General features: G+C 35.9%; 12 protein-coding genes. 8 read left to right on the forward strand and 4 right to left on the reverse strand.

All coding sequences use genetic code 11. From position 1 onward, the window contains the following. Positions 1 to 119: 119 nt before the first annotated feature. Entirely contained in the window at positions 120 to 1,859 is a 1,740-nt protein-coding gene (gene dhaK / locus ACFQU5_RS00680; protein WP_390283690.1) for a dihydroxyacetone kinase subunit DhaK, read from the reverse strand. 246 nt (positions 1,860 to 2,105) lie between these two features. On the opposite strand from dhaK, the gene ACFQU5_RS00685 reads away from it, so the two are divergent. Continuing rightward, complete coding sequence (locus ACFQU5_RS00685; RefSeq protein WP_390283692.1) at positions 2,106 to 2,942, forward strand: GNAT family N-acetyltransferase; 837 nt, start codon at positions 2,106 to 2,108, stop codon at positions 2,940 to 2,942. A 357-nt stretch (positions 2,943 to 3,299) separates the two neighbouring features. Here ACFQU5_RS00685 and ACFQU5_RS00690 read toward each other — a convergent pair whose 3' ends face one another. Then, a complete protein-coding gene (locus ACFQU5_RS00690; protein WP_390283694.1) occupies positions 3,300 to 5,012 on the reverse strand; it encodes a methyl-accepting chemotaxis protein in 1,713 nt (570 codons plus the stop codon). 420 nt (positions 5,013 to 5,432) lie between these two features. Between ACFQU5_RS00690 and ACFQU5_RS00695 the strand changes: the two genes are divergently transcribed. The 6 genes from ACFQU5_RS00695 (at position 5,433) to ACFQU5_RS00720 (ending at position 9,352) form a co-directional block, all read left to right on the forward strand. Continuing rightward, positions 5,433 to 5,708 (forward strand): hypothetical protein, encoded by a 276-nt coding sequence (locus tag ACFQU5_RS00695; protein WP_390283696.1) that lies wholly within the window; start codon positions 5,433 to 5,435, stop codon positions 5,706 to 5,708. A 233-nt stretch (positions 5,709 to 5,941) separates the two neighbouring features. Then, entirely contained in the window at positions 5,942 to 6,907 is a 966-nt protein-coding gene (locus tag ACFQU5_RS00700) for a quinone oxidoreductase family protein (protein WP_390283698.1), read from the forward strand. Between the two features lie 139 nt (positions 6,908 to 7,046). Next, a complete protein-coding gene (locus ACFQU5_RS00705) occupies positions 7,047 to 7,559 on the forward strand; it encodes a GNAT family N-acetyltransferase (RefSeq protein ID WP_390284680.1) in 513 nt (170 codons plus the stop codon). 432 nt (positions 7,560 to 7,991) lie between these two features. Beyond that, complete coding sequence (locus ACFQU5_RS00710) at positions 7,992 to 8,483, forward strand: DUF2975 domain-containing protein (RefSeq protein ID WP_390283700.1); 492 nt, start codon at positions 7,992 to 7,994, stop codon at positions 8,481 to 8,483. Between the two features lie 10 nt (positions 8,484 to 8,493). Then, complete coding sequence (locus tag ACFQU5_RS00715) at positions 8,494 to 8,715, forward strand: helix-turn-helix domain-containing protein (protein WP_390283702.1); 222 nt, start codon at positions 8,494 to 8,496, stop codon at positions 8,713 to 8,715. 7 nt (positions 8,716 to 8,722) lie between these two features. Next, positions 8,723 to 9,352: a hypothetical protein gene (locus ACFQU5_RS00720; RefSeq protein WP_390283704.1), complete on the forward strand. Its 630-nt coding sequence runs from the start codon at positions 8,723 to 8,725 to the stop codon at positions 9,350 to 9,352. A 295-nt stretch (positions 9,353 to 9,647) separates the two neighbouring features. Here ACFQU5_RS00720 and ACFQU5_RS00725 read toward each other — a convergent pair whose 3' ends face one another. Further along, entirely contained in the window at positions 9,648 to 10,274 is a 627-nt protein-coding gene (locus ACFQU5_RS00725) for a GntR family transcriptional regulator (RefSeq protein WP_390283706.1), read from the reverse strand. 415 nt (positions 10,275 to 10,689) lie between these two features. Here ACFQU5_RS00725 and ACFQU5_RS00730 point away from each other — a divergent pair, with 415 nt between their 5' ends. Further along, complete coding sequence (locus ACFQU5_RS00730) at positions 10,690 to 11,586, forward strand: NAD(P)/FAD-dependent oxidoreductase (RefSeq protein WP_390283708.1); 897 nt, start codon at positions 10,690 to 10,692, stop codon at positions 11,584 to 11,586. 78 nt (positions 11,587 to 11,664) lie between these two features. Here the strand turns inward: ACFQU5_RS00730 and ACFQU5_RS00735 are convergent, their stop codons facing one another. Continuing rightward, on the reverse strand, positions 11,665 to 11,997 hold the full coding sequence (locus ACFQU5_RS00735) for a hypothetical protein (protein WP_390283710.1): 333 nt from the start codon (positions 11,995 to 11,997) through the stop codon (positions 11,665 to 11,667). Positions 11,998 to 12,104: the final 107 nt, after the last annotated feature.

A 12,104-nucleotide genomic window follows, 5' to 3' on the forward strand; every position in this document is an offset into this window, starting at 1 on the left:
CTTCTAGTGTTTAGATAATTTATTGTATTCTCTTAATTGTTGCCATCAACGGAATCGAGATAACGTATGTTTCGGTATACTGTAATCTAAAGATATACTCACTTTATCTTGTTTATCTATTACCTGGCATCTTGTGCTAAGGCTGTGAATATTACACCTAGTCCGTACGCACCTGCGTCTGGGTAGCCTAGGCTTCGCTCGCCGACAGTGCCCGCGCGTCCCATTCGTGCAACAATCTGTTTTGTAGCCTCGGCCCCCTTGACAGCAGCTTCTGCGCCCCGTGTGAAGCTTTCCGCAAATGTAGCACCTTCGTTTGCTGCATCACGCCAAGCGTCTGTACACGGTACGAGCGCATCAATTAATGTTTTATCGCCGACAACTGCTCCACGTCCAAAAGAGCGTTCGCCAATCGTTTGAATTCCTTCGACTGTGGCTTGTAGCATTGCTGCAAGATCAGTAACCGTCAAAAATTCTTTTCCTTCCACCGATTTTCCTGCAGCGCGGAAAGCAGAGCCCCAGATTGGACCAGATGCACCGCCACAATGCTCCATGATAATCATCGAGCAATTTGATAAAAATACACTCATCGAAGTTGCGCGGGTAAGCTCAGACCATTCACGTTTTAATTGTTTAAAGCCTTTAGCTATACTCATTCCGAAGTCGCCATCACCTGCATGGGCATCGAGCTCACAGAAAGGCACTTCGTTTTCAATAATTACCTCGCTCATTTTATCGATGTAGTAGTGCAAGTTCTCTAATGTAAATTGTTCGTCTTTGATTTTGGCAAACTGTTCTTTTGTTTCAACTTTAAATGAAGGTTCAGCTTTTTCAGTTGCTTCTTTTGATTGAATCATTTGAATCGGTGCTGCCTCTCCATCTACTTTAAAAGCGGGTGTAGAAGCAGGGGAGTCTATATATTGTTTTAGCTCATCATCCAATTTTAAAATCGATAAGGACGCACCCGCCATATCGATGCTCGTCATATAGTTGCCGACAAATGTACGGTGAACGTGGATTCCTCTATCAAAAAGTACGCGAATGACACTATTGTTAAATACATATAGCTCTTGAAGTGGTGTCGAACCAAATCCATTGACTAATAGAGCTACTTCGTTTACTTCGCCTAAATCCTTTAATAAGTCATTTACCATTCGATCTGCTAATGCATCAGCACTCATCATTTTCTCGCGACGAATGCCAGGCTCACCATGAATACCAACGCCGTATTCCATTTCGTCTTCTTCTAAAGTGAATGTTGGTGTACCTTTCGCTGGAACGGTACAAGACGTAAGCGCAAAGCCGATACTTCGAACTTGCGCGGCCGCTTTTTCTGCAATTTTTTTTACAGTTGCAAGATCATATCCAAGTTCGGCAGCAGCTCCCGCAATTTTATGAATGAACACTGTACCCGCAACCCCACGACGACCAACCGTATATAAGCTATCTTCAACAGCGATGTCGTCGTCGACTTTTACGTAGTCCACTAAAATGCCGTCTTCTTCAGCAAGTGCTGCCCCGTTTTTAAAATTCATCATATCGCCGGAATAATTTTTAATAATCATTAAAACACCTTGCTCAGTCGCTACTTGTTTAATCGCTTGATAGACTTGAATTTGAGAAGGGGAAGCAAAGATATCTCCGCAAACCGCCGCATCCAGCATCCCAGAACCTACAAACCCTGCATGCGCCGGCTCATGACCGCTTCCGCCTCCGCTAATCAAACTTACTTTATTATTTTTTTCATTACGTCGTGAAATCACTTTATACTTTTCATTTAATTGAAGTTCTGGATGGGCAAGCACAAGACCATGGCACATTTCCATTACTAAATTTTCTGCTTGATTCATTAGTTTTTTCATCTATGAAACCTCCATATAATAAAATCTTATCCAGGACAAAATTTGCCCTTCTTATTAAATAATACCTGATATTCCGACTTTTGAGGATAAAAGGGGGGAGTGTACGGAATAGAACCCTTTTTACCCATAGTTAGGGAAAGTGTGGATACTATTCCAGTCACTAATAAAAATTGTTCTCTAATCTACTTTAGCGACATAAAATAATATCCAAATGTAGAATAAACTCTAAAAAAAGAAGGTTAGGTTATGAACATTAAAACTATTGATACATGTACCCTTGAAGAAGTAATGAATATTTGGAACGAAGGATTTTCAAATTACTTTGTACCGGTTCGCGATAATCAGAATAGCTTTATTAAGCGTCTGGCCAACGAGGATCTAGATTCCACATCATCTTTTGTTGCTGAAGAAGATGGGGTGCTGCAAGGAATTCTTCTAAATGGCTTCCGGGAAAATAATGGTGAAATATTAGCATGGAACGGTGGGACAGCTGTACATCCAAATGCTAGAAGAAAAGGTGTTGGACGAATGCTCCTGCAAAAAAGTATAGAAGAATATAAAGCACGGAATGTGAAACGTGCAAGCCTTGAAGCAATCAAAGAAAACAAAGCTGCCATTTTACTTTATGAGGAGCTTGGCTACAAAATGAAAGATGAACTCATTTTCTTTAAAGGTAGTGTTGAAAAGAAGGCTACTATTAATGTTGAGTTTACACGTCCTGAATTACTGCCACATTTACCAATATATAATGAAGACGTTCCGTGGCAATGCCTTGTGAAAAGTAACTTATCTGCTCAAGCTGCAGTGTTTACCAACCAATTCAAAATTCCGATTGGCTATGTGCTTTTTCAACAAACAGATAGTGAGACGAAACAGACAAAATTTTTGCAAATTGAACTACTGGAGACCGTTACACTAGATGAATTTTATGCAATGCTATCGGTCATAACAGAAGGTGAAGGTTTTACAACAGTCAATACCCCTCTTTCTTCACGTGCAGCTAAATATCTCATCAACTTAAACACTGAAGAGATTATACGTCAGGTATGGATGGAAAAAGAGATTGATATAGTTATTACTTAAAACTAAACATAGTAGGAAACGGGGATTTAGGAGATGTTTAAAGCTATAATAAATATGTACCATAGCTGTACAACACTCGATACAAATCTATTGAAATAAAAGCGCCAGCGTATTTTAATAGTACTACTTAGTCGTAATAATGTTGAATTTCTTCTAATTTAAACAACTAGAAAAAAGACTCGAAACCTTAATTGTAAAGATTATGGGTGATATTATTGAACTTATACAGGGTATGTCTTATGTAATCCAGGGAAGTCGAAGGGTTCAGGCAGAAGAAGTCCATACCGAATGAAAATACCCCAAATCCTTATTATATAAGGATTTGGGGTATTTTTTATAGGGTCTTCAAAAAGGAACCTAAATTTTAAACTTCATTATAAGTGTTTGGAGATCACCTGCTAGATTAGCTAGAGATTGAGAAGATGATGATATTTCCTCCATTGATGCGAGTTGTTCTTCTGTAGCTGACGTAACGGTCTGTGTGCCAGCTTCAGTTTCTGTGGCAACTTCACTTACTAAAGATATAGAACTATTAACATTGTCCATCCCTGTTAATAACATTTGTACGTTTTCTTTAATATTTTCGATTTGTGGAACTGCTTCCTTAATGACAGCTTCAATTTGACCAAATGTATTACCGGCAATTTGAACAACCGCAATTCCTTGTTTAACTTCACCAGTCGCCTCATTAACTGTTTTCATCGTTTTGTTTGTATCTTCTTGGATTGCTACAACCAAATTATTGATTTGTCGAGCTGAATGAGCAGATTCTTCTGCTAGCTTTCGAACTTCATCAGCTACTACCGCAAATCCTTTTCCATGTTCCCCAGCTCTCGCGGCTTCTATGGCAGCATTAAGTGCAAGTAGATTTGTCTGTGCTGAAATATTTGTGATTACTTCGATAATCTGGCCAATTTCTCTTGAACGGTTTGAAAGTTCTGTAAATGATTTAACTAAGGACACCACAGTACCATCGATAAATTCCATTTGAGTATTTACTTCATTAATAACTTTTCTTCCTTCAGAAGATAATCGGGATGCTTCGTGTACCGTATTTGAAACGGTATCAGTGTTATTAACAATTTGTTGTGTACCCTGACTGATATTTTCAATATGGTTTGAACTCTCTTTAATGATTTCAACTTGGTTTTCAGCTCCAACTACAAGTTCTTGAGTAGTTGCCGTTATATGTTGGCTGGCTCTTGTACTTTGTTCGGAAATTGCAGTTAGTTCTTCAGAAGCAGCAGCAACTTGTCCCGAAGTGTTCCCGACTGTACGAATAACCATATTTACACTTTCTATCATTTTATTAAACGATACTGTTAATATACCGATTTCATCCTTTGATTGGTAATCTCCTTTCACAGTAAGATCCCCATTTTCAACCTGACCTAATAATGTTTGAATTTTTTTAATAGGAGATGTAATAAGTCTTGAGATAAAAATTCCCAAACTTATCGAGATGAGTAAGGACAAAATAATCGTAAGAATTACTAAAGTATTTGCCTTTTCCGCAGCCGATACGGCTTCATCATAAGACTTTTGTGCTCCGTCAGTATTTAACTGTTCAATACTGTCCAATACTTCAACAAATTGTTTGCGTGTTGGTTCTAATTCGTTCGAAAAGACTCTATACGCTTCATCATTGTCATTTGACGATGCTAAGTCGTTTACATTATTCCTGATTACATTTAACTTTTCATTAATTGAACTTAATTCATCAAGATGTTGGGTTACTTCACTTGATAAAGACATGGAGTTTAATTGCTCTATCAAGGAAGTAATTTCTTCAATATCTTCTTCTAGGTCTTCACTTAGAAGCCCTTTTTGCTCAGGGTCTTCTGTAACCATTGATTCCAATAAACCTGCAGTAATACCACGATTATTGAGATTGATAGAGTTGAATATTTGACTTGGAATTAATTGATCTTTGTAGATTGTATTAGTACTTTTAACGGTACTTGAAAGACTAGTAATGCTTACATAGGCTATTAATAGTACAGTTAAAGCAAATAATGTAATTAATATGATAAGCTTCTGTACTACCTTCAAATTTTTCAAAAACTTCATTTTTTCCTCCTGGATGTAGAGTTATTATGTACTATATTTTTGTATGGTTGCCCCTATTAACCCAATTTGTGGGCATACTAGTTATTTATCGGTTGTAATTCATTAAAATTAAGTATTTTAAAATATTATTAATGTGAAAATTAATAAATGGATGATCAATATTAGGTTGAGTGGTCATTGCAGCGCTAGATACATGAAGAAGAAAAGAATCGAAATATTAGAAACTTATGAATGGCTAATATGGTGAACTTACAAAATGATACGACTACGGTAGAAGACATTCAAGAGATGACTATCTAAATATGTGAAATGGTTAAAAAATATATCAGTCATGCAATCATTATTTTTGGAATATAATAGAACTGTTGAACTTTGAAGAAATTTGATGAAACTTCCAACTTTTTCGTGAAGAATAAAGAAATGATACGAAGGAGTGTAAATTTGAAGATTTTAAATCCTCAATATGCATTTTTGGAGGCCGATTATGATAACTCTAGCTTGAGTAGAGTACAGTTAAAAAGTGACAGCAATTCTTTACAAAACGTAGAACAAAGCACTGTAGTAGCCAGTAGTCTTAAGAACACAATTATTGGACTGTTATTAAAAGTGAATCCAATGAATCAAATATTGGTGTGGGTTCCGGCAGACATTTATTGTATTGTCTTTTTGATGACAGGGGAGATGTTAACGTTCTAAATGTGTTCTTCATTCAAGAACTTGAAATGCGGCAACCGCACCTTCGCCGGGAATTTATCTCGGCGTTTTTTTGTGGACTCGAAATGGTCTACATTGCTAATTGGGTAGATGGAACTTGTAATTAAAGGACCTTTTAAAAATAAATGAGAATAGGATAATTCATTAAATTAACAAAGTTCCTTCTTGAATCAATTAATGGTAAAATCTTGGTAATTGATGGGGGGATGGATCAAATGAAAGCAATCGTACAAAACGAATATGGGGATGCAAGTGTACTTTCATACACTGATGTTGAAATACCAATAATAGGTGACCATGAGTGCCTAATTAAAGTTGCGTTTACAAGTGTGAATTATGCAGATATAAAATCCCGTAATGGAAACAAGATTAAAGCAGCTTTTCCTTTAATATTAGGTTTGGATGCGGCAGGAACAGTTGAAATAGCAGGTTCAAAATCTCCTTTTTCTATAGGAGATCGAGTGATTGCTTTTCCGAAAGATGGTTCATATGCAGAGTATGTGGTGGCAAATGAGAATTTAGTATATAAGATTCCGGAAAGCCTTTCATTTGAACAGGCTGCGGCAATGCCGGTCGTTTCAATCTTATCTTATATGCTACTACATGAACTTGGACAAGTGCAAAAAACTGACACCATTGTAATACATAGTGCAGCGGGTGGTGTAGGTTCCATGCTCGTACAATTAGCGAAATTATTGGGCGTTCATAAAATTATCGCAACAGTGGGCAGTCCAGAAAAAGTTAATTATGTGAAGAAGTTAGGTGCGGATCTTGTATGCACTTATGAGACATTTGCAGAGGAAGTTTTAAGAGAAACAGATAATCAAGGAGCAAATCTAATTTTTGATTCAGTTGCGGGCGATGTTACAAGAAGAAGTCTAGATTGCTTGGCTATGTATGGAACTCTATTGCAATTTGGTAATAGTAGTGGCAAAGCCGGGACATTTACAACAAATGATGTTCATAGCAGCTGTAGAAATATTAAAGGATTTAGTTTAGGGACAACTAGAAAATATGATCCTGTTCGGATAGCACCAGTTGCAGAAAAAGTGATAGAGCTTTTTGCTTCAAGACAAATTAGCCTTCCAATTGCACAAGTATTTAATTTAAGCGATGCGGCAGATGCACATAGATTAATTGAAAGTCGTAATTATGAAGGTAAGGTTCTACTGAAAGTGTAAATAGTTAGGAAGGTATCCAGACTCTTGGGCTATTAATTTTAGAAGGATTAATGCACATTATTGTTGAATAAGTTCTTTAAATTAATAATCATTTACTTCTGGTATTAAGAAAAGTCTAATTTATTGAGGTGATCTAGTGTTGAATAATGTAGTGAAAATTGAACAATTATTATCAGTTGAAGGGCATATTGAGGAGCTTTCGGAACTTTTGGTGCAGGTAGTAGAAGAGGGGGCATCAATTGGATTTTTGCCACCATTGCAAATTACTGAGGCTAAAGCATATTGGGAAAATGTATTAAATCAGGAAGTGATTTTATTTGTTGCGAAAATAAATAATAGGATAGTCGGAAGTATCCAATTACATCTAAGTACAAAGCAAAACGGTAGTCATAGGGCTGAAATCGCAAAATTAATGACAGATACAAATTATCGACGAATGGGTATCGGACGTCAACTCATGAAGGAAGCGGAAGAACAGGCTAAGCATGGGGGGCGGACATTAATTGTTCTTGATACAAGAGAAGGAGATCCTTCTAACTTACTGTATTCTTCGTTGGGGTATCTAGAGGCTGGGAAAATCCCGTATTATGCAAAATCGGCTAACGGAGAATTACATGCTACTGTATACTACTATAAAGTCTTGACAGATTGAACCAAAGAAAATAAGTAAAGCTGGAACAATTATAAAAATATTCTGACATTTCATTAAATGGGGGAGTTGGTTCAATATTAAGCAAGTGGTCCTTTAATTATTGATTAGCGGTAGTTTATAATTTCAAGATTCTATCTATTCAGTGGAGTATGGTTATCTATGGATGATGTAGAGGTATTTCACAGTAATTGTACAAAGTAACTTATTGAAATACAAGTTTGCGTTTTATGATTCAGACAGTAATAACCTGGGGGGGATTCAATAGAAAAGGTTGGCTCTTTAGAAGCATTCTTTTAAATAAGGGATGCTGTTTTTTTATTTAATTCAAAAATATAACAATAAATTTCACTTAAAAAGAAATAAAATTTTATTGCAAAACGATAAATATCGTGTTAAATTCAATTAGACAATAATTAAATGAGGTGCATTTGAATGAAACGAGGGTCAACACTCTTTTTAAAGATATCTGTTATTTTTATCGGAATTCCGGTTCTTGCTATGTGTCTATTTTTGTTGCCTCAGATAGCGGGTGAAGCTAATGAAGCAGTAGAAAGAGGTTCGGATTTGGCTTATGTGATATATGGCCTTTTAATGATTATGTATGTTTCGGCGGTTCCATTTTACTTCGCTTTGTATCAATCGTTTATCCTGCTAACATATATTGACAAAAACCAAGCGTTCTCTCTATTTTCTGTAAATGCTTTAAAGAAAATAAAAAATTGTGCCATTACAATCAGTGGCTTATATGTGGTAGCCCTGCCAATCATCTATATTTTAGCAGAGGTTGATGACGCACCTGGACTCATACTCATTGGAATGGTATTTGTATTTGCTCCATTGGTGATTGCAGTTTTTGCTGCTGTTCTCCAAAGACTACTGCAGGAAGCTATTAATATAAAATCAGAAAATGATTTAACGGTCTGAGGTGAAAACAATGGCAATTATAATCAATATTGACGTGATGCTGGCAAAAAGAAAAATGAGTGTAACAGAATTATCGGAAAGGGTAGGCATAACAATGGCTAACCTATCGATACTGAAAAATGGAAAGGCAAAAGCGGTACGTTTATCAACATTAGAGGCGATTTGTAAAGCATTGGATTGTCAACCCGGGGATATTTTAGAATATAAAAATGACGAAGTTAGTCAAGGGTAATCAAGCCATGACAGAAACAAATAAAACGATTTATATATTATTAACCGATACCGGAACAGTACTAACGAGAATCATTAAATGGTATACAAATGCTCCTTATAATCACGTTTCCATTGTGTTTGACGAAAAGCTCGATGAAATCTATAGTTTTGGGCGGAAAAAACCGCGAAATCCATTGATTGCCGGGTTTATTAGAGAAGACGTTTATAATGGTACCTTTCGATACTTTGACAATACGAGATGCCTTTTACTAAAAATGGTTGTTTCGTCAAATGAATATGATCGCATCAGAGAAGTCATCCAAAGCTTTACTATGAATAAAGAGAAGTACTCATATAATTTGTTAGGGCTCGTAGGTGTGGCTGTCCGCTATCCGATTAATCAAAAGAATAAATACTTTTGCTCTCAATTTGTGGCTGAGGTCTTCAAAAAGAGTGGCCTAAATTTATGGGATATTCCATCTGCCCTGATTTCACCAAATGACTTTTTGATGCATTCGCGGTTCGAATTAGTTTATGAAGGAAGTTTGTACAATTATCCATTATTGGATCATGGTATGCTTTCTATACCAATAGTGAGTCCTGGGTATACGTTTAGGCAACCATTTGAACTATTAAAAAGAAAACTGACACTTTAATTTATAGTAAACTAAATGAAAGCTGATCTCTAATTTAGGGATCAGTTTATTTTTGATTAAAGGTAAAATAAATATAAATTGTTTTTGGCAAGAGGGCTGCTTCAACAAACTGGTCGCTGTTTGTCAGTTGAAAGGAAAAAGCCTATCCAAGTAGATAGGCTTTAATATTATTTAGTAGTACCTCTGCTTCATAGTCGAGATTGATGACAAGCTTCTATAATTGGTACTTCAACTTAAAATTTGCCCAGAAGACTAGGGTTTGGATTCATACTCATTTATCCATTTTAGGATTCATTCACTTTGCCTTTTCTGGTGATATTTCAGCCAGAGTAAAATTCATATCATTATATAAATGTTTAGCCATTAGTTCACCCGCAAGCTGCTCATTTCTATCTTTGATGGCACTGTATATTTCTTCATGCTCATCTATCAATAGCGGTCGTTTATATATATCAAACTTAAGGCTAAATAAATAGAATATCGTTCGTGCTTTTTCCAATATAGTAATCATGCTTGGATTATGACATTCATTTACAATTATATCGTGAAAACGTTGGGTTGCATTATAAATGCTTTCCGACCGTGCACTTCGAGATTCCTTTATCGTATTTCTTAGTTCTTTCATCATTTCCGGTGTCATACTTTTTGCTGCTTTTTCTGCTGCAAAACTTTCCAATAGTATGCGCATCTCATATAAATATTTTAAATCCTCAACAGTAGGATTATAAATATGCTTATTCTTTATCAATCCTTCTTGTTCCAACCTTCTGATTGCTTCTCGAATGGGTGTGCGACTTACACCTATGTCTTGTGCGAGACGTTCTTCAACTATTTTCATGCCACCTTCAAAAGTTCCGTCCAACATACGATCTCGAATAAATTCATAAGCGTATTTTTGGGCATTTTTTTTGTCTGAAACCATAATTTAGGGCCCCCCGAAAATTTTTCAACATACCAATTATACTCTAAAAGTATAATTTATGAATTATTTCTCAAATAAATCATTACTCTAACTCCGAAGAAAGAATGTTGGTATAGAGCAGTTAGCAATATGCAAAATTTTTCTCCAATATACATCCTTTCAATCCGGTGTTAAAGGGCACTCTCGAAAAAAATTTTTTAAGATGTAATTACTGCAAATGAAGGGAATACTATCTTATTATGTTGTTCTATATGGAGCATGAAAAATTAGCAAGAAAATGTATATGGGATACTCCCAAAGAGATTTTGGTGTGAAAGGGAAGTAAAAGGGATCATTAAGTATTTCTATTATTTTTTACATTTAATTATAGATATTGCGTGTAATTAATATATTTACTATGAAGGAGGAATTGTAGATGTTAGATTGCGTCGTCGTAGGTGGTGGTCCTTCAGGTCTAAATGCATCACTTGTTCTTGCTAGGGCAAGAAAGAATATCATATTATTTGATGAAGATAAACCCAGAAATGCTGTAACTTCAGAATCTCATGGTTTTATCACAAGAGATGGCATTAAGCCATCCGAATTCAAAAGATTAGCGAAAGAAGACTTAATGAAATATCCAAATCTAACAATTCAAAATCAACGAGTTGTTCATATTAAAAAGTGGAAACAAAGCTTTTCCATTTATACAAAGAGTGGCCATGTCTACGAGTCAAGAAAAGTAATTTTATCAACAGGTTTAAAGGATGTACTCCCATCTATTGATGGGGTTCATGATTTTTATGGTACAAGCTTATTTAGTTGTCCATTTTGTGATGGATGGGAATTAAAAGACCTCCCACTCGTGCTTATATCAGACAATCCAAGTGCGTTTCATAAAGTTAAATTGATTTTTAATTGGAGCAAGGATTTAATTATATGTACGAATGGGAAGCAAATATTTTCAATCGAGCAACAGGAGTTATTATCAAAAAACAACATTAAGGTGATTGAAGAAGAAATCTTAAGCTTACAAGGCGAGGCGGGCCAATTAAAAACAATTCGATTTACAAATGGGAAAGAACTAGAAAGAAGTGGCGGCTTCGTAAGTGCTGCTTTAAAACAAGCATCTACCATAGCTGAATCCTTAGGTTGTAAGCAGCACAAAAATGGCGGAATCGTTATAGATAATATGGGACGCACCAGTATTCAAGGTGTCTACGCCAGCGGGGATATATCGCTATCTACACCTTCCCAAGTTATAAATGCAGCAAGTGAAGGAAGCATTGTCGCAATGGGTGTTATAAATGACTTAGTGGGTGAAGATTTTTAAATAATTGCCTGATAGATCAGGCGATAATTGTTCCTTGAATCTTAAAAAGAGCATGGTTTGGTTTCCATGCTCTTTTATTTAAGCCGGTGGGATGATCCCTGAAACTAATAGGATAAACAACACAAGCCCGACAACTAACAAAAGTAGAGAAGCTGTAAAAATCGGTCCTCTCTTGAAGATAAAAGGCTCACTTTTTTGAAGAATCCCTGTCCTGGCACCGACCTCGGAAGCGCTCATGTTAGAAATGATGCCACCACTACTTGTAAAGAACAAGATAATCACAGTGAAGATTAATCCCACGAAGAACATTAATTCTATCATTCTGACTGAAAAGAATGAGGCAACCAAATATGTAAAGAGTAATTCAATAATAAAGGCAACCGTCATAATGGATAGAAACTTTTTTCGCATAAAAACGACCCTCCGTAATATCCAAAAATTCAAACTTTTCTATATTTACGAGAAGGAGAGGAAAAAGTTTCAATTTTTAATAAATATTTCTTAAAATAAAAGATTCA

The sequence above is a fragment of the Ureibacillus sp. GCM10028918 genome (assembly GCF_042666115.1).
Lineage (GTDB): Bacteria > Bacillota > Bacilli > Bacillales_A > Planococcaceae > Ureibacillus.

What these genes read in the sequence shown, in the direction of transcription:
- ACFQU5_RS00685 (WP_390283692.1), top strand. Translation starts at nt 2,106, where the DNA reads ATGAACATTAAAACTATTGATACATGTACCCTTGAAGAAGTAATGAAT.
- ACFQU5_RS00715 (WP_390283702.1), top strand. Translation starts at nt 8,494, where the DNA reads ATGGCAATTATAATCAATATTGACGTGATGCTGGCAAAAAGAAAAATG.
- ACFQU5_RS00730 (WP_390283708.1), top strand. Translation starts at nt 10,690, where the DNA reads ATGTTAGATTGCGTCGTCGTAGGTGGTGGTCCTTCAGGTCTAAATGCA.
- ACFQU5_RS00735 (WP_390283710.1), bottom strand. Translation starts at nt 11,997, where the DNA reads ATGCGAAAAAAGTTTCTATCCATTATGACGGTTGCCTTTATTATTGAA.
- ACFQU5_RS00710 (WP_390283700.1), top strand. Translation starts at nt 7,992, where the DNA reads ATGAAACGAGGGTCAACACTCTTTTTAAAGATATCTGTTATTTTTATC.
- ACFQU5_RS00720 (WP_390283704.1), top strand. Translation starts at nt 8,723, where the DNA reads ATGACAGAAACAAATAAAACGATTTATATATTATTAACCGATACCGGA.
- ACFQU5_RS00725 (WP_390283706.1), bottom strand. Translation starts at nt 10,274, where the DNA reads ATGGTTTCAGACAAAAAAAATGCCCAAAAATACGCTTATGAATTTATT.
- ACFQU5_RS00690 (WP_390283694.1), bottom strand. Translation starts at nt 5,012, where the DNA reads ATGAAGTTTTTGAAAAATTTGAAGGTAGTACAGAAGCTTATCATATTA.
- ACFQU5_RS00695 (WP_390283696.1), top strand. Translation starts at nt 5,433, where the DNA reads ATGATACGAAGGAGTGTAAATTTGAAGATTTTAAATCCTCAATATGCA.
- ACFQU5_RS00700 (WP_390283698.1), top strand. Translation starts at nt 5,942, where the DNA reads ATGAAAGCAATCGTACAAAACGAATATGGGGATGCAAGTGTACTTTCA.
- dhaK (WP_390283690.1), bottom strand. Translation starts at nt 1,859, where the DNA reads ATGAAAAAACTAATGAATCAAGCAGAAAATTTAGTAATGGAAATGTGC.